The sequence below is a fragment of the Pelagihabitans pacificus genome, assembly GCF_009371985.2.
GTDB classification, from domain to species: Bacteria; Bacteroidota; Bacteroidia; order Flavobacteriales; family Flavobacteriaceae; genus Pelagihabitans; species Pelagihabitans pacificus.
Window position 1 is genome coordinate 114,591 of record NZ_VIKU02000005.1, and the last position, 26,385, is coordinate 140,975.

Sequence of the window (26,385 nt, forward strand, 5' to 3'; positions counted from 1 at the left end):
AGGTTCACAAAACAAATGGATTCTCGGTAAAGGAGAATTCTTCAATACTTTGTAGTTATACGTATAGCTTTAAATCATGACACCATCCATCACCACGCAGCAACTCTCTGAAAGAATCAACAGTGTTACCCCTTCGGCTACACTTGAAATGGCCGCAAAAGCCCGCGAATTACGAGCCGCTGGAAAGGACATTATCGGACTCAGTTTGGGGGAACCCGATTTTAATACACCGGATTATATCAAGGAAGCAGCCGTACAGGCCATTAATGACGACTACAACTCCTACACCCCGGTCGATGGCTATGTAGCGCTTAAGGATGCCATCATCACAAAGTTTGAAAGAGATAACCACTTGCAGTATGAACGTGCCCAAATAGTCGTTTCTACCGGGGCCAAACAGTCATTGTACAATGTAGCACAGGTAATCCTCAACAAAGGGGATGAAGTAATCTTGCCTTGTCCGTATTGGGTGAGTTATAGCGATATCGTAAAATTGGCCGGTGGGGTGCCGATTGAAGTACCCACTTCGATTGAAAACGATTTCAAGATGACGCCTGAACAGCTAGAGGCGGCCATCACGCCTCAAACAAGAATGCTTTGGTACAGCTCGCCCTGTAACCCCAGTGGTTCCATCTATAGTCAACAGGAATTAAGGGCATTGGCGGATGTATTGCAGAGATACCCGCAAATTATTGTGGTGAGCGATGAAATATATGAGCATATCAATTATGGTGTAACGGCCCATGCCTCCATGGCGGCTTTTGAAGATATGTATGAACGCACCGTAACAGTCAACGGCGTGGCAAAAGCCTTTGCTATGACGGGTTGGCGTATCGGCTATATCGGTGCCCCGGCCTATATCGCACGTGCATGCAACAAGTTACAGGGGCAGGTTACGAGCGGTGCCAACTGCATCGCCCAACGAGCGGTAATCACTGCCCTGACCGAATCACCCGACCGGATCCAATATATGGTCGATGAGTTCAAGGGGAGACGAAAGCTCATCTTGGGCTTACTGGACGAAATTGATGGGTTCAAGTGCAATGAGCCCGAAGGTGCCTTTTACGTATACCCCGATGTAACGGCCTATTTTGGAAAAACCATGAATGGTGTCACCGTTAACAACGCATCGGATTTTGCGATGTACTTGTTGGAACACGCCAACGTAGCTACGGTAACCGGAGATGCCTTTGGCAATGGTAATTGTATCCGTATTTCCTATGCCGCTTCGGAAGCGGAAATTAAGGAAGCGGTATCCCGTATAAAAGCAGCATTGAATTGATAGTACATACAATACCTTGATTAAGCCCACTATGTAAAAATTAGGTGGGTTTTTGTGTTTTGGGCAACCCGGGTATTCCAAGAGACCTCTTAAAACATGCAAGAAATCGCCAAAATGAAGTCTAAAAAAACGGTTATCTTTATGGAGAACCGATACAGGGGAATCATTTGAATTACCACCAAACGATTGAGCCTATATTAGGTAGGCGAACATCCTAATACATACTACTATGAAAACAATGACCTGTAACCAATTGGGAGGTGCATGTGACCAAGCGTTCCATGCAGAGACTTTCGAAGAAATAGCCGAGCTCAGTAAAAAGCACGGTATGGAGATGTTTCAAAAAGGCGATGAAGCCCATCTAGCGGCCATGGGGAAAATGCAGGAACTGATGAAAACCCCCGAGGCAATGCAGACTTGGTTTGACAACAAAAGGAAGGAATTCGAGGCGTTGCCGGAAAACCAATAGGTCCAGGATACTATGAACGTCAGGAAAATAAAAACGGATCGAACTCAAGTTCGTTTCCAAAAGTAGGGTGTGAGAAGAATCAAAACGGTAAAGAGTTCCAGCCTCCCTGCCAACATCAAAAAGCAACACCACCATTTTCCCAGGTCGGGTAGTCCGTTAAAATTACTCAGAGGGTTGAGACTCCCAAAAGCAGGACCCACATTGCCCAATGAAGAAGCGGCACCCCCGATGGCCGAGACAAAGTCGAGCCCAAGGGCACCCAAAACCAATGCGCCAATAATGAACAATAGCATATACAGTACGAAAAAACCAATGATATTATAAACGATATGCTCTTTCACGGTCTTATTATTGTAACGCACTGGAATTACCGCATTGATATGTAGCGTGCGTTTAAACTCCAACAATCCGTTTTTAATGATCAACAAATGCCGCATCACCTTGATTCCTCCTGCGGTGGATCCCGCCGAACCGCCCATAAACATTAAACCAAAAAAGAAAACGGTTAAAAAAGGAGTCCATCCGGTAAAATCCGCCGTTACAAATCCCGTAGTGGTAATTACGGCAATCACCTGAAAGAGGGAATGCCTGAAGGAGCTCTCCCCTGCTCCCAGAGGCATGGGATGGTATTCGGTCACCGGCACGTTCGCCTGAAAGTAAACGACCAAGGCGGCAAGTATTGTAAACCCAACGATAAATGCCGAATAGAACTTGAACTCCTCGTCTTTGATAATTTTTTGCACTTTCCCTTTGAACGCAAAATAGCTCAACACAAAATTGCTGCCCGCCAGAAACATGAATAAGATAACAATATATTGAATCAAGGGCTGGTCGTTCCAGTAGGCTAGACTCAGGTTTTTGGTGGAAAACCCCCCGGTTGATAAAGTCGCCAACGAATGGTTAATAGCATCGAAAAAGGTCATCCCTGCCAGTTTAAGCAACAGGGTTTCGGCTGCGGTGTATCCCAAATAGATGAACCATAGTCGTTTGGCGGTATCGGTAATCCTAGGGTGTAATTTGTCCGTATTGGGGCCCGGGGCCTCCGCAGCAAACAATTGCATACCCCCGATACCCAATAATGGGAGAATGGCAATCGCTAACACGATGATTCCCATACCCCCGATCCAGTGTGTGAGGCTACGCCAGAGCAAAATACCTTCCGGAAGGCTTTCAATGTCATCGAGGATAGAGGCCCCCGTAGTGGTATAGCCAGACATGGTCTCAAAGAAGGCGTTGGTAATATCGGGAATGGCATTCGAAAAGATATAGGGCAACATTCCTGAAAGGGACATGACAATCCATCCGAAAGTAACAATAAGGTACCCCTCTTTGCGCTTTACTTCTTTTTTATGGCCCCGCGTAAAATACATGGCCGATATACCTATAAAAAGAGTGGTTATAGATGCGATGGCAATTCCGAGGGTAGCTCCGTCCGCGTAAATGCCGCTGACCAAGGCCGCTATTAACATGAACCCCCCGTTACAGAGCAACAAAAGGCCCATGATATGCAGTATGATCTTGGAATTCAGTGCCATTTACAAAAACAATCGTTCTATGGTCGGGATGACCTCCGGCAAGCAGCAGACAACCACGCGGTCACCTTCCATTATTTCAAAGCCTCCTAAGGGTATGTACCCTTTTCCATCCCTTACAACCCCCCCGATGGTAGCCGTTTTCGGAAAATCGAGCTCTCTTATAATAGTACCGGTAACCCTGGAATCGGCCTTCACTACAAACTCAAGGATTTCCGCATTTAGGTTGTTTAGACGCATCAAGGCCACGACCTCTCCCCTTCTAATGTGTCTAAAGATATTATTGGCCGCCAGCAGCTTTTTATTGATCAGCGTATCGATTCCGATAGATTGTGATAGCTGAAAATAATCCATGTTCTCAACGAGCGCAATGGCCTTTTTTATGTTTTTTGACTTTGCCACAAGACAAGACATGATGTTGGTCTCCGAATTCCCGGTGACAGCGATAAAGGCGTCCATCGACTCCAGGCTCTCCTCCTCTAACAGCTCTACGTTCCTACCATCACCGTTGATAATCAATGCATTGGGAAGATCATCGGCCAGATCAAAGGCCTTTTCTTTGTTCAGTTCGATCAATTTTACATTGAACCGATTGGCGCACAGGTCCCGTGCTGCCTTAAAACCAACTTGGCTTCCCCCTAAGATCATCACATTTTTAATATCCTGTTTCTTCTTCCCGGTCAGTTTATAAAGCTCGTCGACCCCTTCCTTCACCGTGATAAAGTAGACTTGGTCCCCTTCCTTAAAAACTGTGTCACCCCTGGGAATGACCGTAAATTGCGTACCGGTGCGCTGTAAGGCGATGGGCATAAAATGAAGTTCCGGAAATATCGTAGCGGCCTCCTTGACCATTTTTCCTACGAACGGGGCCGTTTTGGGAAGTGACACCCCGACCATTATCAATGTCCCATCCTCAAATTCGTAGGTCTCGTTAAAGGCGGACTTATTTAGTAACATCTGAATTTCCGCAGCTGCCAATTCTTCCGGGGAAATTAATTCATCAATACCCAATTCGGGAAACTTTACTACATCCTTGTTGTCGATGAACTCCGTATTGGATATACGCGCAATGGTACGGTTGCTACCCAACTGCTTGGCCAACATACATAAGGTGATGTTGGTCGTTTCGGAGGAGGTAACCCCGATAACAAGATCAGATCCTTCCACCCGGGCCTCCCGCAAAACTTCAATGGAAGTAGCGTCTCCCCTCAGTACACGAATGTCCAAATGACTATCTGCATAGGCCAGACTAGCTTTGTCAGTATCGATCAAAGTAATGTCTTGCGATTCGTAAGAGAGCAGTTTTGCCAAATGAAAACCCACTTCACCTGCCCCGGCAATTATAATCTTCATCTATTGAATAAATGGTGTATAAACAAGTGTTGTCCCCAATCGTCGATAAGAAAGAAATGCTTGGTTGGCCAGAAGGCTCTTATTGCAGTTCATCTGATGTAAGATTTGCATTGAATGCGGTACAAAATTACACAATTTATTGGGTCGACATTAAAATACATGTATTAAAAACATACTAAGGACATCTTTATTGTTCAAACAATGATATATATCCCAAATGTGAAATCGTATCTTTGCCGAAACTAGCGAAAATGCCCAAAAAAGTAACCCCATACGGCGATTCCAAACTTGGAAAAAAAGCCCAAGTAACAAAAATGTTCGATACCATCAGCACCGACTATGATGGTCTCAACCGAGTTATTTCCTTTGGTATCGATATTAAATGGCGAAAAAGGGTGGTCAATATCCTGAAACAAAGAAAACCAAAAAGTATCCTAGATATCGCCACCGGAACCGGGGATCTTGCCATCAACTTGATAGAGACCGGGGCGGACCGAATCGTCGGGCTAGACATTTCCCCTGGGATGCTCGAAGTAGGCAAAAGGAAAGTCAGACAAAAGAAAATGGACGATACCATCGAAATGGTGGTAGGGGATAGCGAGAACCTCCCCTACAAAGACAATAGTTTCGATGCGGTCACAGTTGCCTTTGGAGTACGAAACTTTGAAACCTTGGAAAAAGGGTTGGCAGAGATTTACCGCGTGCTCGATGAAAAAGGTACGTTCGTGGTCTTGGAAACGTCTGTACCGACAAAAGAACCTTACAAACAAGGGTATCGTTTCTACACAAAATACATACTTCCTGCAATAGGTCGATTATTTTCGAAAGACCGATCGGCCTATGCCTACCTGAGCGAATCGGCCTCCGTTTTTCCCCATGGTGAGGCCTTCAACAATATTTTACGCAAAATCGGGTTTATAGAGGTAGAAAACAAGCCCCAGACCTTTGGGGTCGCATCTATTTATGTTGCTACAAAGTAAACTTATGAGGAAAGCATTTTTTCTATTGCTTACAATACTCTTTTCCATATCTACAACCTTGGCACAGTTCAAGGAAAACCCCGTTTTGAACATAGAGAATAAAGATAAGAGATTTCTTAACTATGGCTACTTTCTGGGTTTCAACCAATACGATTTCAAGTTCGATTATAAAAATGACCTGGGCGAGGAAGACGAGGTATTGGTCGATAAGTCGATCGGTTTTAATGTAGGGCTTATCGGAGAAATGCGATTGAACGAATTTTTGGACCTTCGTTTTGAACCGGGACTTCACTACAATGCAAGGAATTTAGTATATACCAAATTTCCCGAACAGGAAAGCACGCCCGTTAATATCCTAAGGGAAGTTAAATCTACCTATATCAACTTTCCGCTATTGCTCAAGGTGAGTACCAAACGGTTCGGAAACTGGAAACCTTTTTTAATCGGAGGGCCGTCTGCTTCCTTGAACCTGGGCAGTAACGAAACCAATCTCGATGACAATAGCAGCGGCACCTTTCGAATGAAAAAATGGAACTACAATTACGAGCTTGGGTTTGGAATCGATTTTTATTTGGAATATTTTAAGTTTACCCCTTCGATTCGTGGGGTTTTCACGATAACGGACGAATTGGTACCGGATGTCGACCCAAACAGCCCGTGGACCGGAAACATCGATGCCATGCGCACCCGGGGACTGTTCATCAACTTCACATTTGAGTAGTCTTCATCACTCTTCCCTTCTAATTTCATTCAACAAAATGGAAGTGGCCATAGCTACATTGAGGCTTTCGGCAGCGCTGCCGCCAAACCTTGGGATACTCACTTTCTTCGAAACTATCGCCGACAGTTCCTCCGAAATGCCCTTGCCCTCATTGCCCATGAGCAGTATTCCGACTTTGGGAAATGCCTCTTGGTAAATCGATGACCCCTCCATAAAAGCTCCGTAGATGGGTACCTTGGCCTGTCCCAAAAACCGATGTAAATCGGTATATCCGATATTGACCCTGGTTATCGACCCCATGGTGGCTTGTAATACCTTTGGATTATAGCAATCGACCGTATGTTCCGAGCAGATAAGATGTTGAATGCCGAACCAATCGCACAAACGGATGATGGTACCCAAATTCCCGGGATCGCGTACGTCGTCTAACGCCAAAATCCAATCGTTGTACTCAATTTTTGAGGGTTTTGGAATGTGAAATACTCCCAGAGCAGTATTCGGATGTTGTAAACCGCTCATTTGTTTGAGTTCCCTTTCGGTAACCAGCTCAATATCCGACGGATTCCCTTCTAAAATTTCAGGGTCGGTCACATATACCTTTTCCACCATATAATCTGACCTCAACAGCTCACGGACCGATTTGATACCCTCCACTACAAACATCCCGGATTGATTTCGGTACTTTTTTTGCTGAAGACTTTTTACAAACTTTATTTGGTTCTTGACAACCATACAAATAATGAATTCATTTACATCTACTGATTACCTGCAAATATCCTATTTTACCTCGGCATTTCCTCATTTTTGAATACTGCCGTCCGACATACCACTATAATATGGCCTCACGCAAACGTAAAAGCCGATATTTTAGGTTTCAATTTAAAACTTTAAACGAATTCAATGTATTTTTGATTTCTATGAGGAGAATCTTGCGAACGAAAACAATCGGCACTAAGGTCAGCTTAGTTTTGCTAACGATCGCGATTACTTCCTGTAACAGCCTTAAACGCGTGGGTGAAAATGAATTGTTGGTCAAACGGAACACTATTTTCACCGATAGTATTAAAGTGAACGATGAGGACATCGAAAGCCTTATTCTTCAAAATCCCAACAGTACGATTTTAGGGTATCCCCTACGGCTCAATCTATACAACCTGGCAAAAAAAAATCCGGATTCCTCCTTTCAAGCTTGGTTGTATCGGAAGGAAAAGCGGGAGGAAAGGCTGATTAAATTACTTTCCAGGAAACAAGTGGTTCGGTTGGGAGAATCGTTTCTCGTCAAGGGCCTGAGTGAAACCCTTAAAAAAATTGGGGAAGCCCCGGTGATACTCGATACCACCGAAACCAAAAGAACCCTGGAACGCTTGAGCGCCTATTATCGGGGGCAGGGCTATCTGAATAACAATACTTCCTATACAATCGATAGTTTGGCCAAACGGCAACGTGCCGAGGTCATTTATCAAATTACATTGGGAAAGCCTTTTATTATCGATTCGGTAGGCCATAATATTGCTTCCCCGGCCATCGATTCCCTTTATCAGCTTAATAAGGCCGAGGCATTTATACAAAAGGGTGACCAATTCAATATTGGGGACTTCAGCAAGGAGCGGGAGCGATTGGCAGCCGTTTTTGGAAATAATGGGGTCTATAATTTCCAGGAAAGCTCAATCAAATTCGACATATTAAGTGACACCACCAAAATCGCCAATGACCAACAAATGGGGGTAATCCTTAACATTGACGATTTAAGGAAACGAGGGGAAGGTCTGGTCACCACCGAACCTTATAAGGTAAGTCGTTTCGAGAATATCAACATTTACACCGATTTCCTCTTTGACGAACGGGACAGCGAGCTTCAATTCATACGCTACGAAGGGTATACCATATTTTACAGGAATAAGCTGCGATTCAAACCTAAAACACTTGCCGATGCCATCTTTTTCGAAAAAGATAGTGTCTACAGCGATATCGATAAGGTGCGTACCTATCGACAAATTAGCAATCTGGGAGTGTTCAAATACCCGACCATCAACTTTGAGACAGATAGTACCGGTACCCGCCTTAGTTCCAATATCTATTTAGCTGCAAGGCCCAAGTATTCCTTTGGGGCGAATTTGGATGTCACCCATTCGAACATTCAGCAAATAGGTATGGCCTTGAGTCCGTCGTTACAGGCTAGAAATCTGTTCAAAGGAGCTGAAAACCTAAGCCTATCGGCAAGATTGAGCATAGGAAACTCCAGTGATCCCAATATCCAGGATAATCGTTTTTTCAACATTCAGGAATATGGTGCCGATCTAAGCCTTGATTTCCCTCGTATCTGGTTTCCCTTTTTCAAAACCAGCAGGTTGATTCCCAGTTATACACTCCCTAGAACCCGGATATCGCTCGGAACCAGCTTCCAACAAAATATTGGTCTCGATAAGCAGACGTTTAACTCCATCCTAGGGTACAGCTGGACCCCCTCCGAAAAAATCAATCATGGTGTTGAACTCCTCAATGTACAGTTTGTAAATAATGTGAGGCCCGAACAGTTTTTTCGATTTTACAGAAGTTCCTATGCCGATTTGGATGGTATCGCCGATAATTATCAGGATGACGCAACCTTGGTAGATTTGTTCGTAATACCGGAAGGCAGTGATGAACCGCAACTAAGCATACCCGATGGAACAGACGGGTTCATCGAGGCCGTTGAGACCAATGCCGTAAGCGGCATCACGAACGAAGACCGCGTCGATGTCTTGCGTATTGAGGAACGTCGGGAGCGCCTAACCGAAGACAACCTTATCTTTGCCAGTAACTACACCCTGAATTTAAACAACCGTACCGATATCACCGACAACAACTTTTTCCGATTTCGATTCAAGTTTGAAAGTGCGGGAAACCTACTTTCAGGGTTGTCGAATTTGATTCCCTTTGATGAAGAGGATGATAAATTGGAAGTATTGGATGTTCCTTTCTCCCAATACCTGAAGGGTGAGACCGAATTCGTCAAATACTGGGACCTGAGACGCTCGAACGTACTCGCTTTCCGGTCGTTCTTTGGTATTGCCGTGCCTTACGGAAATTCGAACAGCATCCCTTTTGTTCGTAGTTATTTTGCCGGAGGTGCTAATGATAACCGTGGATGGTTCCCTTACTCCCTTGGTCCAGGGAGAACCGATGCGATTAATGACTTTAACGAGGCCAATTTAAAGATTGCCCTTAACCTGGAATACCGTTTCCCCATAGCGGGTAATTTCAAGGGTGCGCTTTTTGCCGATGCCGGCAACATCTGGAATGTTTTTGATAATGTCGAAGATCCGGATGCCAAGTTTGTAGGAATCAGCTCTTTGGCCGATATCGCTTTAGGTTCCGGCTTTGGACTTCGTTATGACTTCACCTATTTCCTATTTCGGGTAGATCTTGGTTTCAAGACCTACAATCCGGCCGAAGAAATCTCCAAACGGTGGTTCAGGGACTATAATTTTGCCAATTCGGTACTGCAAATCGGTATCAACTATCCCTTTTAGACAACTTGTAAGGCAACGCTTGTGGCCCCAACCAGGCCCCTTCCTCAAAGACCCGATCGAGATGGAAGCGGCAATTGGAAAAAACCAAGAGTGCCCTACGACATATTTTATTACTTTTGTCCCATTCAACTATAAAATTAACAGACTATAAAGCTATGTCCCATACTATAAAACCAGGGGTCGCTACAGGCGATGAAGTACAGGAGATATTCAATTATGCCAAGGAGAAGGGTTTTGCCCTTCCGGCGGTCAATGTCATCGGATCGAATACGATGAACGCAGTGATGGAAACGGCCGCTGGTCTTAATGCACCGGTTATCATCCAATTTTCTAACGGTGGCGCCCAGTTCAATGCCGGAAAAGGTCTCTCGAACGAAAACCAACATGCTGCCATACAAGGTGCCATAGCAGGTGCGAAACACGTTCACCAATTGGCCGAATCGTACGGGGCCACGGTTATCTTGCATACCGATCACTGTGCCAAAAAGCTATTGCCTTGGATCGACGGGATGCTCGATGCTAGCGAACAACACTTTGCCGAAACCGGAAAATCGCTGTTCAGTTCCCATATGATCGACCTTTCGGAGGAACCGATCGAGGAAAATATCGAAATCTGCAAGGGCTACTTAGAACGCATGGCCAAGATGAATATGACCTTGGAAATTGAGTTGGGAATAACGGGAGGGGAAGAAGATGGTGTAGATAACTCGGACGTGGACGATAGTAAGCTGTATACCCAGCCCGAAGAAGTAGCTTACGCCTATGAGGAACTGTCCAAAGTAAGCCATCGATTTACGATTGCCGCCGCTTTTGGCAACGTTCATGGTGTATACAAGCCTGGCAATGTGAAGTTGACACCAAAAATCCTAAAGAATTCACAGGAATATATTAGTGAAAAATATGGAGTGGAGCACAACCACATCGATTTTGTCTTTCACGGAGGTTCAGGCTCGACCGTAGAAGAAATCCGCGAAGGCATTAGCTACGGAGTCATTAAAATGAATATCGATACCGACTTGCAATACGCCTTTCTTTCGGGAGTGCGTGATTATGTGCAGGGTAAGAAAGACTTTTTACAGTCCCAAATCGGCAACCCGAAAGGAGCGGACGAACCCAACAAGAAGTTCTATGATCCACGAGTATGGTTACGCGAAGGGGAAAAGAGTTTTGTCGAACGTTTGAAGAAGGCCTTCGAGGACCTTAACAACGTTAATACGCTTTAAATTCACCTAACTTAAAAAGGGAGATATGACGGCTTGGTTTAAGCGAAAGGAAAAAGGAATACAGACGGCAACGGAGGAAAAAAAAGACACTCCAAAAGGCCTTTGGTACAAATCGCCAACCGGTAAAATTGTTGAATCGGAAGTATTGGCCAAAAACTTCTATGTAAGCCCTGAAGACGATTACCATGTCCGAATCGGCAGCAAGGAATACTTCGAAATACTTTTCGATAATAACAAGTTTACCGAACTAGATCCAAAACTCACCTCAAAAGATCCGCTAAAGTTCGAGGACACCAAAAAGTATTCGGACCGATTGAAAGCGGCACAAAAAAAGACCGGACTAAAGGACGCGGTGCGCACGGCGGCAGGTAAATCAATGGGTAAGGATTTGGTGGTCGCCTGTATGGATTTCTCCTTTATCGGCGGTTCTATGGGAAGTGTCGTAGGGGAAAAAATTGCCCGTGCCATCGATTATTCCATCAAGAAGAAAATTCCTTTTCTCATGATTTCCAAATCGGGAGGTGCCCGAATGATGGAAGCCGCACTCTCCCTGATGCAATTGGCAAAGACCTCGGCAAAGCTAGCACAGCTCGCCGAGGCCAAAATTCCGTATATATCGCTTTGTACCGATCCTACGACAGGTGGAACCACTGCCTCTTATGCCATGTTGGGCGATATTAATATTGCGGAGCCTGGCGCCCTTATCGGTTTTGCCGGCCCCCGAGTGGTAAAGGAAGCCACTGGAAAAGATTTACCTAAAGGATTCCAAACTTCGGAATTCGTTTTGGAACACGGCTTTTTGGATTTTATCGTACATCGAAGCGAATTAAAGAAGAAAATCAATCTCTATATCGACCTAATTCAAAACAATCCCGTGAGAGTAGCGGAAACCTCCTCTAAGGTTTCTTGAACATTTAACAAAGGCCCATTTGGTTATTGAAGCAACGTCAATATATATGTTGACGAAAACCCTTAAATAGTACCGATGAGAACTTTTATCCCTTTTACATCCTTGCTTGTGGCATGTTTATTTCTCTGTTGTTCCACCGACAAATTGGCAACTGAAATGGAGGAAGCGGCTTCCGAGTTGGCCGACAAGGCTTCCCCTCAAGGATTGCCTCAGGTGACCGATGTTTCGGTTACGGGCAATGAAAATGCCTATACCTTTAGTGTTACGATTATCAGCCCGGATACAGGATGCGACCAGTATGCCGATTGGTGGGAAGTCGTTGATACGGACGGAAATCTGGTATACCGCAGAATTTTGACCCATAGCCACGTAGAAGAACAACCCTTTACCCGTTCAGGTGGCCCAGTGGATATTTCGGAAAACACCGCTGTGTACATTCGCGCCCATATGAACAACTCCGGTTACGGTACGGCCGTTTTTCAAGGGTCGGTAGCAGATGGTTTCACCGCTGGCCGATTAGGTACCGACTTTGCCGAGGAACTTGAAAGCACCGAGCCTTTGCCCGATGGATGTGCTTTCTAGCTTTCATTCGCTAAAAGATATGGGTTAAAAAAAGAGGCTGCCTGTTAAGACAACCTCTTTTAAAAACCGTTCCTTGTTCAAAACCTTTTAGTTATTGAAGAACCGTCGAAGGAATATTTCTTTCGAGGTACCATCGGGATACGTCAAGAGCCCTTTGGCATCGCAGCTTCCATCACCGAAATCAAGGCTGGCGGTAGCATCGTTTCTGGAAATATCCAAAACCCCGCTTACGATGAATCTACAAGACCATTCCCTACGTAAAGGAGTGGTAATTTCCTTGGTGAAAACATTCCCCAGTTTTCCGGTAAAAGTTCCCTTCCCGGTAATCAAAAATACATTGTCGCCCCAAAAGCCAGAGCCATATCCTTCAATCCACTCACGGGTTCTGTTCCCATTGAAACTAAAGGTATCCCCATCGGAATACGTACCATTGAACGTCCAGGCGGCATCGGACTGCGGATTTCCGCTACCATTATCCCGTACACGCTCTACCGACGCATTCCCTTCTACCGCTACCCCGTTGAACGTGAAGTTCTCCAAGGAAAGGTTGAGTGTTTTGGTAACTAGGTCCATATCCTTGGCATAGCTCAAATAGATAATTCCGCTCAAAACGTTCCCATTGGGCAGTTCACATCCTTCGCCAAAGTCGATGGTCTTTTCCTTGGAAGTATCCGTTACGACCGTAGTAATCGTCACGCAGTCCGGAAGGTAATCGGATCGGTAATTACTTTTGGAAGTGCTGGAAATTTCATCCGCAGCATATACATCCTCCACTACCCCTATGATGTCTTCCGAAATAAACTCCGCTTCATCGCTTGATTTCAGCTCGGTGGCGGTAATCACTTCCCCGTCACTAAAGTCGATCACAGCTTCCTCCTCCTTAGTACAGGAAGCCAATAGCGTTAGGACCATCATTGACAGTCCGGCAATATTCTTTTTTTTGAGGCACTTTTTCATAATTATACATTTTAATTGTTTGTCATTTGTACCATAAAAAGCATCCAACAAAATCTTGACTAGTATCGATCTTGATAAACGGACACATTTATCGTAACATTTTTTTAAGATTTGTGGAGGTATGACCCACGTAATTAAAAAAGGTTTAATCCACTATTTAAAAAAATGATGGCCGCCCATCGAAAAATTATATTTATCTTTGCGCCCTGATTGAAAACCAGTCAGATACATAAAAATCATTTAAAATAATATTGGAATGTATTTAACCAAGGAAATTAAGGCCGATATTTTTAAGAAACACGGCGGAGAAGAAAAGAATACTGGGTCTACCGAGGGTCAAATCGCCTTGTTCACCCACCGTATCAACCACTTGACCAAGCACCTTAAAAAAAACCACAAGGATTACAACACCGAGCGTTCCTTGGTGCGTTTGGTAGGTAAGCGAAGAAGTTTGCTGGATTATTTGAAAAAGAAGGATATTGTAAAATATCGTGAATTGATCAAAGAATTAGGTATTAGAAAATAAATCACGAAGGGGAAGCTTGTCTTCCCCTTTTTCATACTATTCCAAAGTCCCGGAATTACTCGAACATCTCGAGAGGGCACACACAAAAAGCTGCACACGGTTTTTCATTGGTCAACACAACACAACAACTCCGACCAGAAAGTCGGTAAGACCATTGTTTAACAGGTTCGCCATTGGGCGGATTTTAAATCAAATTTATGATTCCAAAAGTTTTTAAAGAGGTCATCGACCTTGGTGACGGTAGGGAAATCTCCATCGAAACCGGAAAGTTGGCAAAGCAGGCCCATGGGTCCGTTGTGGTACAATCAGGCAAATGTATGCTGTTATGTACCGTTGTTTCCAACTACAAACAAAGTGATGTGGATTTTCTTCCACTGACCGTAGACTATCGCGAAAAATTCGCCGCTTCGGGGCGTTACCCGGGCGGATTCTTCAAAAGGGAAGCGCGCCCCAGCGATGGAGAGGTACTGACCATGCGCTTGGTAGACCGCGTATTGCGTCCCTTGTTCCCAAAAGATTATCACTCCGAAACCCAGGTAATGATCCAGTTGATGTCGCATGATGAAGACGTGATGCCTGATGCAATGGCCGGTTTGGCCGCATCGGCAGCGATTCAGCTATCCGATTTCCCTTTCGAATGTGCCATTTCCGAATGTCGTGTAGGCCGTGTGAACGGGGAGTTTGTCATCAACCCTACCCGAGCGCAATTGGAAGAGTCCGATATCGATATGATTATCGGGGCCTCTGCTGATTCCGTTATGATGGTGGAAGGGGAAATGAAAGAGATTTCCGAAGAGGAAATGACCGAGGCCATTAAATTTGCGCACGAAGCGATCAAAGAACAGGTTGCCGCCCAGGAACGGTTGGCCACAGCCTTTGGCAAGAAGGAGGTACGTGAGTATGAAGGAGAAAACGAAGATGAGGAACTTGCCAAAAAAGTACATGACCTTACCTATGATAAAGTATATGAAGTAGCCAAAGCAGGTTCTGCCAAGCAGGAGAGAAGTGCTGCCTTCGATGCCATCAAAGAGGAGGTGAAAGCGACTTTTACCGAAGAGGAATTGGAAGAGTTTGGCGATTTGGTCTCCAAATATTTCTACAAGGCCGAAAAAGCTGCTGTTCGTGACCTTACCTTGAACGAAGGGTTGCGATTGGACGGTAGAAAAACCGACGAAATACGTCCTATCTGGTGCGAGGTCGATTATTTACCCTCAACCCACGGTTCCGCCATTTTTACCAGAGGGGAAACCCAGGCGTTGGCAACCGTTACCTTAGGAACGTCTAGGGAAGCGAATCAAATCGATATGCCTTCCTTTGAAGGTGAGGAAACATTCTACTTGCACTACAATTTCCCCCCATTCTCAACTGGTGAGGCCAGACCGATACGGGGTACTTCCCGAAGGGAAATCGGTCACGGGAACTTGGCCCAGCGCGCACTGAAAGGAATGGTCCCGGAAGACTGTCCGTATACGGTGCGGGTCGTTTCCGAAGTATTGGAATCGAACGGTTCTTCCTCCATGGCAACCGTATGTTCGGGCACTATGGCCTTGATGGATGCCGGGGTACAATTGAAAAAACCGGTATCCGGAATCGCGATGGGCTTGATCACCGATACCGAAACAGGTAAATACGCCGTCTTATCGGATATCCTGGGAGATGAAGACCATCTTGGGGATATGGACTTTAAAGTTACCGGTACCGCAGACGGAATCACAGCCTGTCAGATGGATATCAAGGTAAAGGGCCTCTCCTATGAAATTTTGGTAAAAGCCTTGAAACAAGCCAGGGATGGCCGCTTGCATATCTTGGAGAAATTGGTAGATACCATCGAGGCTCCAAGACCCGACGTGAAGCCACATGCACCAAAAATGGTTACAACCGTAATCCCGAACGAATTTATCGGCGCCTTGATCGGCCCCGGTGGAAAAGTCATCCAAGAGTTGCAGAAAGAAACAAAAACTACTATCGTAATCAACGAAGATCCAGTAACCGAAGAGGGCATCGTGGAGATTTTAGGTACCGATCAAAATGGTATCGATGCCGTTTTGGCCAAAATCGACTCATTGATGTTCAAGCCAGAAGTAGGTAGTGTGTACGAAGTGAAGGTCATTAAGATGCTCGATTTCGGCGCAGTAGTAGAGTACCAAGATGCTCCTGGTAACGAGGTATTGTTGCATGTATCGGAACTAGCCTGGGAACGCACCGAAAAAGTTTCCGATGTTGTGAACATGGACGATGTCTTCGATGTGAAGTACTTGGGTACCGACCCCAGAACCCGAAAGGATAAGGTATCTCGTAAGGCGTTGCTTCCCAAACCGGAAGGTTATAAGGAAAGACCCCCAAGGGATAACAATAGGCGAAGAGACGACCGTCGCGGACGTGACAATCGTGATCGAAAGCCCAGAAGGGACTAGATTCCGTCAACTCGAATTGAAAGCCTTCACCTCACGGTCGGAGGCTTTTTCTTTTTTGTCTGTTAACAAGTGAGTCGCCCTACCTTCCAAGCGATATATGTTGATTTATCGGTATTCGATAGCGCATGGTAAAGACCAAGAAATAGGTCTTTGCACTGCCAATTTGGTGCAGTTCAACCAAAAACCAGCATTTTTTTTACCATTTTGTAACATTTATCTTTTTTCTACGTATAAGTATATGCAGTCTATGCAATTGGAACTTAATTTACTTAGATGAGACAGCTTAAGATCACAAAACAGGTCACCAATAGGGAGACCGCATCTTTGGACAAGTACTTGCAGGAAATCGGCAAAGTGGACTTGATTACCGCTGATGAGGAAGTTGAATTGGCACAACGCATCAAGGCAGGCGACCAGATCGCTCTTGAAAAACTTACAAAGGCCAATCTCCGATTCGTGGTATCGGTTGCCAAGCAGTACCAAAACCAAGGCCTTACACTACCCGATTTGATCAACGAAGGAAACTTGGGATTGATCAAAGCGGCACAGCGTTTCGACGAAACCCGTGGATTTAAATTTATCTCCTACGCGGTTTGGTGGATTCGCCAGTCGATCCTTCAGGCGTTGGCCGAACAGTCCCGTATTGTTCGTTTGCCCTTGAACAAAATTGGATCGATCAATAAAATCAATAAGACCTTCGCCTTCTTGGAGCAGGCACATGAACGTCCGCCTTCCGCAGAGGAAATCGCGAAGGAATTGGATATGACCGTCGAAGACGTAAAACAATCCTTAAAGAACTCAGGGCGCCATGTTTCAATGGATGCGCCATTGATCGATGGGGAAGACTCCAACCTATACGATGTATTGCGCAGTGGGGAATCACCCAACCCGGATAAGGAGTTACTGCACGATTCGTTGCGTACCGAAATCGAACGCGCGTTGGAAACCTTGACCCCAAGGGAAGCCGATGTGATTCGTCTGTACTTTGGCTTGGCGGGTCAACATTCGATGACCTTGGAGGAAATCGGGGAGACCTTTGATTTAACCAGGGAACGGGTCCGCCAAATTAAGGAAAAGGCGATTCGAAGGCTAAAACATACTTCAAGAAGTAAGATTTTAAAGACCTATTTGGGTTAAACCCAATAATTTACATGTTAAAGATTCCATAAATTGGAAATTTGGCATATATATTGTAATTTTACAGATACAAGCAGTTATCATGACTGTTCGTTTTTTGATTGATGAATAAACTCCGGCTGATTACCGGAGTTTTTTCATGTATACCCACTTTCTTTTCACGGCCTGCCCATTTCATTACTGTATAAATCTTTTACACTTTGGGTGATTAGATTCCCTATTTCCGCCCAAAGCCCATGAGAAGTTGTCCCAATAAGTGCTCATGGTGACCTGAATACCGATTTGAAGGTAAGGACCATCGACTGCAACTCCCTTTTTAAAAGAATATGTATCTTTCCAAGAAATCACTGAGCATTCTATCGGGATGAAACCAACCATCGCTTTTCTTATGATTTCCCTCCTTCTACTTTCCTGCAAGACGGAAAAAAAATCCTTTACAAGTTTTGATCAATATCCCTCCCCTACCGAAGAGAATCTTTGGCTAAACTATACCAAAGAGTTCTCGGACTTCAAATTGTGGTCCCCTACGGCGGATGAAGTGCTACTTAATCTGTACGATAATGGCACGGATGGTCTGCCAATAGCCCGGTATGAATTGACCCGGTTTCGGGAAGGGGTTTGGAGTACACGTGTCCTAGGAGACCTTCATGGCACCTATTATACCTTCCAAATACTTATTGATGGGGAATGGTCGGAGGAAACTCCTGGAATTTATGCCCAAGCGGTCGGTGTCAACGGGGAACGGGCGATGGTACTGGATTTAAAGAGCACCGATCCCAACGGCTGGGAGAGCGATCAAAGTCCCATCCTTCGGCATCCCAATGAGGCAATCATCTACGAGTTACACATACGGGATATGACCATCCATTCACAATCGGGTTCCTCCCTGCCCGGAAAATATTTAGGTTTGGTAGAGGAAGGAACCAAAGGTCCCGAAGGACTCACCACCGGAATAGACCATCTGAAGGAACTAGGCATTACCCATGTGCATCTCTTACCCACCTTTGACCATTATTCCATCGATGAGACAAAACTGGATAGCGCCCAGTTCAATTGGGGCTACGACCCACAAAATTATAATGTACCCGAAGGCTCGTTCGCCAGCGATCCCTACCGGGCCGAGGTACGCATCAAGGAGTTTAAACAAATGGTGAAAAGCCTGCACGACCAAGGCATCGGTGTCATCTTGGATGTGGTGTACAACCATACAGGACGTACCGCGGAATCAAATTTCAACCAAGAAGTCCCTGGGTATTACTACCGCCAGTGGGAAGATGGCTCGCTCGCGGATGCGGCCGCTTGTGGTAACGAAACGGCTTCCGAACGCCCTATGATGCGAAAATTCATTTTGGAATCGGTTGCCTATTGGACCCGTGAATACCATCTCGACGGTTTTCGTTTCGACCTTATGGGCATCCATGATATCGATTTAATGAACGAGGTATCCAAAAAGGTGAAGGAGGTGAATCCGAATGCGTTCGTGTATGGTGAAGGCTGGACCGCTAAAGACTCCCCCTATCCCGCCGACAAACGGGCCTTAAAGAAAAATACAGTTCAAATGCCCCAGATCACTGCCTTTAGCGATGACCTTCGGGACGGTCTCAAAGGCTCGGTTTTTGAGGATAGCAGCACGGGCTTCGTCAGCGGGGGGGAAGACATGGAGGAATCGATCAAGTTCGGTATCGTAGGAGCCATAGCACACCCGCAGGTCGCATACCAGGAAGTCAACTATTCCGACGCGCCATGGACCAACAATCCTTGGCAGACCATCTCCTATGTTTCCTGTCATGACAACCACACCCTGTATGACAAGCTCAAAGTATCTAGAAAAGATGCCGGCGAACGGGAAATCATCGCCATGGCCAAACTGGCGAATGCCATTGTGCTGACCTCGCAAGGAACACCCTTTTTACATGCCGGGGTAGAGATGTTACGGACCAAAAATGGGGAACACAACTCGTATAACCTCCCGGATAGCATCAATCAAATTGATTGGTACCGGAAAAAGCAGTATTCGGAGGTATTCGATTATCATAAAAATTTGATTGCCTTAAGAAAGGCCCATCCCGCCTTTCGCATGTCGACCGGTGAATTGGTGCGTTCCAATTTGGAATTCCAAAAAACGGAGGACAGTTTCATTTCCTACCTCATGGAAACCAATGGCACGCAAGACCCTTGGAAAAAAATACTGGTGGCCTATAATGCGAGGACCACTCCTGTCAACTATCGTTTAGACGGAAGATGGCAAGTAGCGGTGATTGGAGATACCTTTGATTTTGATGGTAGTGCTATCGCAACGGGCAGCATAAGTGTACCGGCCATTTCGATGCTGGTTTGTTTTCAAAAGTGATGGGATTTGGTCTACTTCCATTACTTTTGAATGAAAAATATCCGGAAAATGAATAATAGTCCCGAGTTACAGCCCAATAATCCGTTACACGGTGTAAAACTAGTCGATATCCTAGAAAATCTGACCGAGAATTACAGTTGGGAAGAGCTGGCTGCCCGTATCAACATCAATTGCTTTAAAAGCAATCCTTCCATCAAGTCATCCTTAAAATTTTTACGCAGAACGCCCTGGGCCCGGGAAAAGGTGGAACGCTTATATCTCGAATCAATTAGGAAATAAATAAATATTCCGAGTCGGACCTATGCCCTTCAACATCGCCCTTATCGAGCCAGAGATACCCAATAACACGGGAAATATAGGTCGATTGGCACTGGCAACGGGCTCGCAGCTGCATTTGGTCAAACCGTTTGGCTTCGAATTGAGCGACAAACGCCTTAAAAGGGCAGGGCTCGATTATTGGCCCCATCTCTCCCTCTTTATCTATGAAGATATCCACGAATTCTTCGGGCGACAAAGCGACAAAAAAATGGTGTACCTCTCCAGCCATGGAAAACAAAACCATTGGGACATCGATTTTGAAGACGGGATGTTCCTAGTCTTCGGTAAGGAATCGGTGGGCCTTCCTACCGACATCACTTCCCAAAATAGCGACTCCTTGTTCAAGATTCCGATGTACAGCGAACACATTCGAAGTTTGAACCTTGCCAATGCTGTCAGCATCGTGGTGTACGAGGGGTTGAAACACCTGTGGTGAACATATCGAATTGTTCCCTATCTTTAGGTAGACACCAAACACTTTTTCCGATATGTACAGAATTAGTTCACTGATACTCCTTTGTTCCCTTTTCATCTCATGCCAAAACGAATCAAAAAACGATTTGGCGGAAAACGAAACGCCCATCGTTTTTAACATACGGGAAGGCTTCGAACTGGAAGAACTCTATCACCCAAGCGCCCAGGGACAGGGTTCGTGGGTAGCGCTGGCCCAAGGTCCTGACAACACCTTGTTTGCCTGCGACCAACGAGGGAAAATTTATACCATGAAAACGCCTGCTATTGGGTCGACCATCGCCCCTTCACAGGTAGACAGTCTCGACCTACGGATAGGGGAAGCCCACGGCCTCCTCTGGGCCCATAACAGTCTGTATGTAGCCGTCAATAAGAAATGGGATGATGACATTCCCGATTCCGAAGAAAATGGCAGTGGGGTCTACCGAATACAGGATAGCGATAACGACGGGGAGCTCGATCAGGTAACGATGCTTCTCAAACTCGAAGGACAAGGGGAACATGGCCCACACAGTTTTGCCTTGGCTCCGAATGGAGAGGATATCTATTTTATTGCCGGAAACCACACCATCATTCCCGACCCCCTGCTAGAAAACAGCAGGCTACCGACCAATTGGGGCGAAGATAATCTCATAAAGCCGTATCTCGACGCCCGGGGCCATGCCAACGATATCAAGGCACCCGGAGGATGGGTCTCCAAATTCAATCCGGAGGGGACCGAATGGGAATTGATTTCCGCCGGATATCGGAATCCGTTTGACCTGGCGTTCAACCAAGACGGGGAACTCTTCACTTATGATTCCGATATGGAGTGGGATATCGGTATGCCCTGGTACCGCCCCACCCGTATTTGTCATGTGACCAGTGGCAGCGAATATGGTTGGCGTACCGGATCCGGCAAATGGCCCGCCTATTATCCGGACAACCTTCCGGCCGTGCAGAATATGGAACAGGGATCCCCCACCGCGGTACTCTCCGGGGCAGCATTGAGCTTCCCCCCGAAATACCGGAACGGACTTTTGGTCATGGACTGGAGTTTTGGTACCGTATACTTTGTAAACCTGATTCCCGAAGGAAGCAGCTACCGTGGTCAAAAGGAAGAGTTTCTTTCAGGTACGCCCCTCCCCTTGACCGATATGATCAACGGGGCCGATGGGCATCTTTATTTTGCAACCGGCGGTCGTGGACTCGATTCGCACCTCTACCGACTCCATTATACCGGCACCGATAACGAAATGACGGAAGCGACCGCGGATACGAATTCCGAAGCGCTGCGGGAACTGCGCCATCGACTGGAACAATTCCATACCCGGAAAGATGCCGAAGCCATTCCCTTGGCGATGGAACACCTCAACCATCCCGATCGCTTTATCCGATATGCCGCTAGGGTCGCCTTGGAACAGCAACCCATCGACACTTGGAAAGACCTATTCCCACAAGAGACCGACTTTCAAAAAATCATCGAAATGGCCATTGCCATGGCCCATCAAGGGAATGATGGCCAACAATCGACCCTTTTGCGAAAATTGAATGGGATTCCGTTGGAACAGCTTTCCGATTATAACAAGACAGCCTTGCTGCGGGCCTATAGTCTCTCTTTTATCCGAATGGGAGCCCCTAGCGAGCAGGATAGAATGCGAACCGCAAGCAGATTGAAGTCGTACTTTCCCCACGCCAGCAATGCGGTTACCAGGGAGTTGGGGCAACTCTTATTGTACCTCAAAGCAGAAGGTATTACCGAAGGCTTGGTACAACAACTCGAAAAACACACCGAAAAAAAGACAGTGACAGAAGGAGTGGAACTACTCTCTGAGGAAACTACCCTGCGTAGTGAACAGTACGGCCCCGTCATCCGGGAGGTCCTGGCTAAAATGCCCCCGAGTGAATCGATTTACTACGGGATGCTGCTGAGCCGTGCGACCGAGGGCTGGACCAAGCCGCTCCGTGAAAAGTACTTTCTCTGGTTCTACGATGTGTTGGGAGCCAAAGGAGGAATGAGTTTTAAGGCCTATATGGAAAACGTACGGCAACAGGCCATAGTCCAGGTACCGGAAAACGAACGGGAGTATTTTGAGGAAATTTCGGGGGTCTACTCCCCTTCTACCGCCGTGGCCGACCTGCCCGAACCGATTGGTCCAGGAAAAGCGTATTCGGGCAACGATATGAGCCACATCCTTTGGGGCGGCGGAATGGAAAATTATGAAGGAACCGTAGAAGCCGGCGAACGGGCCTACCAGGCCGGGATGTGTATACTTTGCCATCGCATGCGGGGCGAAGGGGGAGGGGCCGGTCCAGACCTCACCCAAGCGCATACCAAATTCGGTAATTACGACCTGCTCTTTGCCATATACAGCCCTAATGACGAGATTTCAGATCAGTATGCGAATACGCTCTTTCATTTAAAGGATGGTAAAAAGCTGGCCGGACGCATCAAGTCGGAAGAGGGTGATAGTATTGTCCTCATGCCCAATTCGTTTAATGAAAGCTATACGGTACAACTGGCAAAAAGCGATATCGAGAAACGGGAGCTCTCCCCTATCTCACCCATGCCAGCCGGCCTCTTGAACAGACTGAACGAACAAGAAGTGCTCGACCTCTTCGCCTACCTACAATCAGGTGGGGATGCGAACCATGAGGTGTATTCGGGAGCAAAAAGTCGGTAACAATGCCGAGCCTATAACCATGGAAGACCGACCCTACATATTAGGAACCGATCAAGAAGAGCTGTATCGCCTGGGTTTGCAACACCAGGTATGGGCCGAAGAGGCACAACGGGGCTGGCGGGCCGCCGGTTTTAGGGCTGGGCAAATCCTGCTGGACCTTGGTTGCGGTCCCGGATACTGTACCAAGGAACTCGCTTTTATCGCCGGTAAGGAAGGAAAGGTCATCGGGGTGGACAAGTCAAAGGCGTATATCGACTATGTGCAACGGCTGGCACAACTGTACGATTTGAACATCGAGGCCATCGCCTCCGATTTTGACGCCATGCAACTCCCACCTGAGAGCCTGGATGGCCTGTACTGTCGCTGGGCCCTGGCGTGGATTCCGAATCCCGAGGAAATACTTCAAAAGGTGTACAGAGCGCTGAAACCCGGGGGCAAGATGGTGATCCAAGAGTATTATGACTGGTCGTTGCTACAAACCGAACCCAAGAAGGAAGCCTTGACCAAGGCGATTGCCAGAGCGCTCAAAAGTTTTAAGGATACCGAATACGAAATTGACATCGGCCGTTATCTCCCTGGAATGCTTGAGGCACTTGGAATGCGGGTGCGTAGTGTACGCCCTATGGTCAAATTACCTACACCTAACAGCAGCGAATGGCTATGGCCGAAGACCTTCTTTCAAAGCTATTTTCCAAGGCTCATACCACAGGGATATCTGAACGAGGAAGAGGTCGCCCATGCCCTGGCCGATTTAGAGGCATTGGAACAAACTAGCGGTGCTTCGATGGCAACCTGCTTGATGGTCGAGGTGATTGCGGAGAAAGTATAAATAAGCCCTATTGATAAAATTTGAAATGTATGGGGGGCAGAGGATATAGGCATATATTACCTTGATATGAACTAATCCGGCTCACTGTGAGAAGACTCTTATTTTTGTGTTATTTGAATTTGTTTTCAATTTCATTTCTTGCCGAAGGCAAAGTGACTCATTAAAAACGCTTGCGAAATATGATGCTTTGGGTTTTTCAAAAATCCATAACTTCAAAAGGTAACCGAACCAGTACATAACCGTTCAACAAAAAACCAACCTTATGAAAATCATCCAAAACAGCGTCGCCGTCCTTTTTCTAGTACTAGGCACCATCAACCGGACTTCGGCCCAAACCGAAGATATGGAAGCCGTAAAGACCGAAATTCAGGCCACAGCGTTGCGAGAACAACAAGCATTCAAAAGTGGCGATTGTACTACAGTGCTAAATCTGATGGAATCGGACATTACTTTTTTGGCGAATGGCAGGAGAGTCCCCTCCAAAGGCGTGGTTGGCAAATTCTGTAATTCGATTCCCCGGCCGTTCAAAAAACCCACGATGGATACGCTGCAAATTTACCCTTTATCGTCCGATACAGGTTACGCAATTCGTACATTGGAATATCCCAAAGACGAAAAAACCAAGATGAAGGAGTTCGTGACCAAAATTTGGCGAAAAACAAATGGGGAATGGAAAATAAGTCATCTCCACTCCACCGTACGGGAGCTTCCCATCGAATAGTAAGGGATTATTCAATACATTAGTATGAGGTTTGCCCATATCAACATCGTAAGCAAGAATTGGAAGGCCTTGGCGGATTTTTATGTCAATACCTTCAATTGCGTCATCGTGCCACCCATCAGAAAACAATCCGGCAAATGGCTCGAAAAAGGAACGGGGCTTAAAAACGCCCAATTGGAGGGCGCCCATCTACTGCTTCCAGGCTATGGAGCAAACGGACCTACCCTTGAAATTTACCAATACCGAGATATCGTAGCGCAAGATTTTGCGCCACCCAATAAAAGAGGATTTGGTCATATCGCCTTCGAAGTGCATAACATAAAGGAAGTACTCGAGACTTTGGAAAAAAATGGCGGTACGACCGCTGGGGAAATCACTAAAAAAGAAGTCAAAGGAGTGGGTGAAATTACCTTTATATACGTCCGGGATCCCGAAGGAAACTTGATTGAATTGCAACACTGGAATAAAATATAGGCACTCGCACATGGAATTAACCACGGAAATAAAAAAATGTATGGAAAGGAGTGTGCTCTGCTGGCTGGCAACGGTATCGTCTGGCAACGTACCCAATGTTTCGCCGAAGGAAATCTTTACCTACCACGACAATGACCACATCATTATCGCCAATATCGCATCGCCCCAAACGGTACGGAATATCAAACAGCACCCACAGGTTTGCGTGAGTTTTATAGACATTCTAGTCCAAAAAGGGTTCCAGATAAAGGGAAAAGGGGAAATTATTGGAACCAGGCATCCGGAATTCGTCGATATGGAAAAGGTGCTGGCAAAAATGACCGAAGGAAAATTTCCCTTTCGAAGCATTACTAGAATAAGTGTGGAACAAGTGAAACCCATAATAGCTCCCAAATACGTCCTCTACCCACATACTACGGAACAGGAACAAATCGAAAGCGCTAAAAAAGCGTACGGGTTTTAAAAAAAGGGAAAGCCTGTATGCTAACTTGGTTACCGTGAAAACGCAAATTCATACAAAAGACCTTGCCCTTATGACCAAAACCGATCATAACAAATAACTACCCATTTGATGCGCCTTTCATTATTACTGATCTCGCTGTTTTTTTTAAATGTCGCCTGCAAAACGGACGGGAAAGCCCCATCAAACCCATCCGAAAGTGCCAGAGCCTCCGAAACCGTTTTTGACCATGAAAAATGGCGCGTAAAGGAGGGGAGATCCTATCCCTATCGTGAACAAATGCTGAATGAGGTCGTTTACAGCGACACGATCCGATCCTTAAGCAAAGTCGAACTCCTGAAGTTGTTAGGGGAGCCAGACCGGAGCCAAGAGGGCCATCTGTATTATACCATTACAAAAACACGCCTTGGTTTTTGGACCCTGCATCGCAAAACCATGGTCGTTAAACTCTCCGACAACGACACCATCGACTGGATCAAAAGCCATGAATAGCAACATCAA

The 26,385-nt window shown here is 46.1% G+C and carries 24 protein-coding genes; 20 read left to right on the forward strand and 4 right to left on the reverse strand.

All coding sequences use genetic code 11. The features are described 5' to 3' along the window. Window positions 1-76: 76 nt before the first annotated feature. Together FK220_RS15890 and FK220_RS15895 are read left to right on the forward strand one after the other, a co-directional pair. A complete protein-coding gene (locus FK220_RS15890) occupies window positions 77-1,282 on the forward strand; it encodes a pyridoxal phosphate-dependent aminotransferase (protein ID WP_152575335.1) in 1,206 nt (401 codons plus the stop codon). Between the two features lie 229 nt (window positions 1,283-1,511). After that, entirely contained in the window at window positions 1,512-1,751 is a 240-nt protein-coding gene (locus FK220_RS15895; protein WP_152575336.1) for a DUF1059 domain-containing protein, read from the forward strand. 44 nt (window positions 1,752-1,795) lie between these two features. Here the strand turns inward: FK220_RS15895 and FK220_RS15900 are convergent, their stop codons facing one another. Further along, window positions 1,796-3,286: a TrkH family potassium uptake protein gene (locus FK220_RS15900; RefSeq protein ID WP_152575337.1), complete on the reverse strand. Its 1,491-nt coding sequence runs from the start codon at window positions 3,284-3,286 to the stop codon at window positions 1,796-1,798. Beyond that, a complete protein-coding gene (trkA, locus tag FK220_RS15905) occupies window positions 3,287-4,636 on the reverse strand; it encodes a Trk system potassium transporter TrkA (RefSeq protein ID WP_152575338.1) in 1,350 nt (449 codons plus the stop codon). A gap of 251 nt (window positions 4,637-4,887) precedes the next feature. On the opposite strand from trkA, the gene ubiE reads away from it, so the two are divergent. Continuing rightward, entirely contained in the window at window positions 4,888-5,616 is a 729-nt protein-coding gene (gene ubiE / locus FK220_RS15910; protein ID WP_152575339.1) for a bifunctional demethylmenaquinone methyltransferase/2-methoxy-6-polyprenyl-1,4-benzoquinol methylase UbiE, read from the forward strand. A 4-nt stretch (window positions 5,617-5,620) separates the two neighbouring features. Continuing rightward, window positions 5,621-6,337, forward strand: coding sequence for a type IX secretion/gliding motility protein PorT/SprT (porT, locus tag FK220_RS15915; protein ID WP_152575340.1), 717 nt, complete (start codon window positions 5,621-5,623; stop codon window positions 6,335-6,337). 6 nt (window positions 6,338-6,343) lie between these two features. Here porT and FK220_RS15920 read toward each other — a convergent pair whose 3' ends face one another. Next, the gene (locus FK220_RS15920) at window positions 6,344-7,069 is read right to left on the reverse strand and encodes a TrmH family RNA methyltransferase (RefSeq protein ID WP_152575341.1); all 726 of its coding nucleotides are present in this window, start codon (window positions 7,067-7,069) and stop codon (window positions 6,344-6,346) included. Window positions 7,070-7,254: 185 nt separating this feature from the next. On the opposite strand from FK220_RS15920, the gene tamL reads away from it, so the two are divergent. The 4 genes from tamL (at window position 7,255) to FK220_RS20120 (ending at window position 12,564) form a co-directional block, all read left to right on the forward strand. Beyond that, window positions 7,255-9,849: a translocation and assembly module lipoprotein TamL gene (gene tamL / locus FK220_RS15925; protein ID WP_152575342.1), complete on the forward strand. Its 2,595-nt coding sequence runs from the start codon at window positions 7,255-7,257 to the stop codon at window positions 9,847-9,849. A 155-nt stretch (window positions 9,850-10,004) separates the two neighbouring features. Then, the gene (gene fbaA, locus FK220_RS15930) at window positions 10,005-11,072 is read left to right on the forward strand and encodes a class II fructose-bisphosphate aldolase (RefSeq protein WP_152575343.1); all 1,068 of its coding nucleotides are present in this window, start codon (window positions 10,005-10,007) and stop codon (window positions 11,070-11,072) included. Between the two features lie 25 nt (window positions 11,073-11,097). Next, on the forward strand, window positions 11,098-11,982 hold the full coding sequence (accD, locus tag FK220_RS15935) for an acetyl-CoA carboxylase, carboxyltransferase subunit beta (RefSeq protein ID WP_152575344.1): 885 nt from the start codon (window positions 11,098-11,100) through the stop codon (window positions 11,980-11,982). A gap of 75 nt (window positions 11,983-12,057) precedes the next feature. After that, a complete protein-coding gene (locus FK220_RS20120) occupies window positions 12,058-12,564 on the forward strand; it encodes a hypothetical protein (RefSeq protein WP_238719066.1) in 507 nt (168 codons plus the stop codon). Between the two features lie 87 nt (window positions 12,565-12,651). Here FK220_RS20120 and FK220_RS15945 read toward each other — a convergent pair whose 3' ends face one another. After that, complete coding sequence (locus FK220_RS15945) at window positions 12,652-13,521, reverse strand: hypothetical protein (RefSeq protein WP_152575345.1); 870 nt, start codon at window positions 13,519-13,521, stop codon at window positions 12,652-12,654. Window positions 13,522-13,777: 256 nt separating this feature from the next. Between FK220_RS15945 and rpsO the strand changes: the two genes are divergently transcribed. The 12 genes from rpsO to FK220_RS16005 all read left to right on the forward strand — a co-directional run bounded on the left by rpsO (window position 13,778) and on the right by FK220_RS16005 (window position 26,376). Further along, a complete protein-coding gene (gene rpsO / locus FK220_RS15950) occupies window positions 13,778-14,047 on the forward strand; it encodes a 30S ribosomal protein S15 (protein ID WP_152575346.1) in 270 nt (89 codons plus the stop codon). Between the two features lie 197 nt (window positions 14,048-14,244). Further along, window positions 14,245-16,461, forward strand: a complete 2,217-nt coding sequence (locus FK220_RS15955) for a polyribonucleotide nucleotidyltransferase (RefSeq protein WP_152575347.1) — start codon at window positions 14,245-14,247, stop codon at window positions 16,459-16,461. Between the two features lie 273 nt (window positions 16,462-16,734). After that, window positions 16,735-17,598, forward strand: a complete 864-nt coding sequence (locus tag FK220_RS15960) for a sigma-70 family RNA polymerase sigma factor (protein WP_014033356.1) — start codon at window positions 16,735-16,737, stop codon at window positions 17,596-17,598. A 388-nt stretch (window positions 17,599-17,986) separates the two neighbouring features. Continuing rightward, the gene (pulA, locus tag FK220_RS15965; protein ID WP_238719067.1) at window positions 17,987-19,948 is read left to right on the forward strand and encodes a type I pullulanase; all 1,962 of its coding nucleotides are present in this window, start codon (window positions 17,987-17,989) and stop codon (window positions 19,946-19,948) included. A 48-nt stretch (window positions 19,949-19,996) separates the two neighbouring features. After that, window positions 19,997-20,227, forward strand: coding sequence for a VF530 family protein (locus tag FK220_RS15970; RefSeq protein WP_152575349.1), 231 nt, complete (start codon window positions 19,997-19,999; stop codon window positions 20,225-20,227). A gap of 22 nt (window positions 20,228-20,249) precedes the next feature. Next, window positions 20,250-20,702 carry a tRNA (cytidine(34)-2'-O)-methyltransferase gene (locus FK220_RS15975; protein WP_152575350.1) on the forward strand — a complete coding sequence of 151 codons (453 nt, stop codon included), beginning with the start codon at window positions 20,250-20,252 and terminating at the stop codon, window positions 20,700-20,702. A 52-nt stretch (window positions 20,703-20,754) separates the two neighbouring features. Further along, on the forward strand, window positions 20,755-23,400 hold the full coding sequence (locus tag FK220_RS15980) for a c-type cytochrome (protein WP_152575351.1): 2,646 nt from the start codon (window positions 20,755-20,757) through the stop codon (window positions 23,398-23,400). Beyond that, window positions 23,369-24,229 (forward strand): methyltransferase domain-containing protein, encoded by an 861-nt coding sequence (locus FK220_RS15985; RefSeq protein ID WP_166204957.1) that lies wholly within the window; start codon window positions 23,369-23,371, stop codon window positions 24,227-24,229. Before FK220_RS15980 ends, FK220_RS15985 begins: the two co-directional genes overlap by 32 nt. A gap of 262 nt (window positions 24,230-24,491) precedes the next feature. Beyond that, entirely contained in the window at window positions 24,492-24,950 is a 459-nt protein-coding gene (locus FK220_RS15990; RefSeq protein WP_152575353.1) for a YybH family protein, read from the forward strand. 24 nt (window positions 24,951-24,974) lie between these two features. Beyond that, window positions 24,975-25,424 carry a VOC family protein gene (locus tag FK220_RS15995; protein ID WP_152575354.1) on the forward strand — a complete coding sequence of 150 codons (450 nt, stop codon included), beginning with the start codon at window positions 24,975-24,977 and terminating at the stop codon, window positions 25,422-25,424. Between the two features lie 10 nt (window positions 25,425-25,434). Then, window positions 25,435-25,887: a pyridoxamine 5'-phosphate oxidase family protein gene (locus tag FK220_RS16000; protein WP_152575355.1), complete on the forward strand. Its 453-nt coding sequence runs from the start codon at window positions 25,435-25,437 to the stop codon at window positions 25,885-25,887. A gap of 108 nt (window positions 25,888-25,995) precedes the next feature. After that, on the forward strand, window positions 25,996-26,376 hold the full coding sequence (locus FK220_RS16005; RefSeq protein ID WP_152575356.1) for a hypothetical protein: 381 nt from the start codon (window positions 25,996-25,998) through the stop codon (window positions 26,374-26,376). Window positions 26,377-26,385: the final 9 nt, after the last annotated feature.

What these genes read in the sequence shown, in the direction of transcription:
- ubiE (WP_152575339.1), top strand. Translation starts at nt 4,888, where the DNA reads ATGCCCAAAAAAGTAACCCCATACGGCGATTCCAAACTTGGAAAAAAA.
- FK220_RS15975 (WP_152575350.1), top strand. Translation starts at nt 20,250, where the DNA reads ATGCCCTTCAACATCGCCCTTATCGAGCCAGAGATACCCAATAACACG.
- FK220_RS15895 (WP_152575336.1), top strand. Translation starts at nt 1,512, where the DNA reads ATGAAAACAATGACCTGTAACCAATTGGGAGGTGCATGTGACCAAGCG.
- FK220_RS16005 (WP_152575356.1), top strand. Translation starts at nt 25,996, where the DNA reads ATGCGCCTTTCATTATTACTGATCTCGCTGTTTTTTTTAAATGTCGCC.
- FK220_RS15900 (WP_152575337.1), bottom strand. Translation starts at nt 3,286, where the DNA reads ATGGCACTGAATTCCAAGATCATACTGCATATCATGGGCCTTTTGTTG.
- FK220_RS15955 (WP_152575347.1), top strand. Translation starts at nt 14,245, where the DNA reads ATGATTCCAAAAGTTTTTAAAGAGGTCATCGACCTTGGTGACGGTAGG.
- trkA (WP_152575338.1), bottom strand. Translation starts at nt 4,636, where the DNA reads ATGAAGATTATAATTGCCGGGGCAGGTGAAGTGGGTTTTCATTTGGCA.
- FK220_RS15970 (WP_152575349.1), top strand. Translation starts at nt 19,997, where the DNA reads ATGAATAATAGTCCCGAGTTACAGCCCAATAATCCGTTACACGGTGTA.
- FK220_RS15960 (WP_014033356.1), top strand. Translation starts at nt 16,735, where the DNA reads ATGAGACAGCTTAAGATCACAAAACAGGTCACCAATAGGGAGACCGCA.
- FK220_RS15890 (WP_152575335.1), top strand. Translation starts at nt 77, where the DNA reads ATGACACCATCCATCACCACGCAGCAACTCTCTGAAAGAATCAACAGT.
- accD (WP_152575344.1), top strand. Translation starts at nt 11,098, where the DNA reads ATGACGGCTTGGTTTAAGCGAAAGGAAAAAGGAATACAGACGGCAACG.
- FK220_RS15920 (WP_152575341.1), bottom strand. Translation starts at nt 7,069, where the DNA reads ATGGTTGTCAAGAACCAAATAAAGTTTGTAAAAAGTCTTCAGCAAAAA.
- FK220_RS15980 (WP_152575351.1), top strand. Translation starts at nt 20,755, where the DNA reads ATGTACAGAATTAGTTCACTGATACTCCTTTGTTCCCTTTTCATCTCA.
- FK220_RS15945 (WP_152575345.1), bottom strand. Translation starts at nt 13,521, where the DNA reads ATGAAAAAGTGCCTCAAAAAAAAGAATATTGCCGGACTGTCAATGATG.
- porT (WP_152575340.1), top strand. Translation starts at nt 5,621, where the DNA reads ATGAGGAAAGCATTTTTTCTATTGCTTACAATACTCTTTTCCATATCT.
- rpsO (WP_152575346.1), top strand. Translation starts at nt 13,778, where the DNA reads ATGTATTTAACCAAGGAAATTAAGGCCGATATTTTTAAGAAACACGGC.
- FK220_RS15990 (WP_152575353.1), top strand. Translation starts at nt 24,492, where the DNA reads ATGAAAATCATCCAAAACAGCGTCGCCGTCCTTTTTCTAGTACTAGGC.
- tamL (WP_152575342.1), top strand. Translation starts at nt 7,255, where the DNA reads ATGAGGAGAATCTTGCGAACGAAAACAATCGGCACTAAGGTCAGCTTA.
- fbaA (WP_152575343.1), top strand. Translation starts at nt 10,005, where the DNA reads ATGTCCCATACTATAAAACCAGGGGTCGCTACAGGCGATGAAGTACAG.
- FK220_RS20120 (WP_238719066.1), top strand. Translation starts at nt 12,058, where the DNA reads ATGAGAACTTTTATCCCTTTTACATCCTTGCTTGTGGCATGTTTATTT.
- pulA (WP_238719067.1), top strand. Translation starts at nt 17,987, where the DNA reads ATGATTTCCCTCCTTCTACTTTCCTGCAAGACGGAAAAAAAATCCTTT.
- FK220_RS15985 (WP_166204957.1), top strand. Translation starts at nt 23,369, where the DNA reads ATGAGGTGTATTCGGGAGCAAAAAGTCGGTAACAATGCCGAGCCTATA.
- FK220_RS15995 (WP_152575354.1), top strand. Translation starts at nt 24,975, where the DNA reads ATGAGGTTTGCCCATATCAACATCGTAAGCAAGAATTGGAAGGCCTTG.
- FK220_RS16000 (WP_152575355.1), top strand. Translation starts at nt 25,435, where the DNA reads ATGGAATTAACCACGGAAATAAAAAAATGTATGGAAAGGAGTGTGCTC.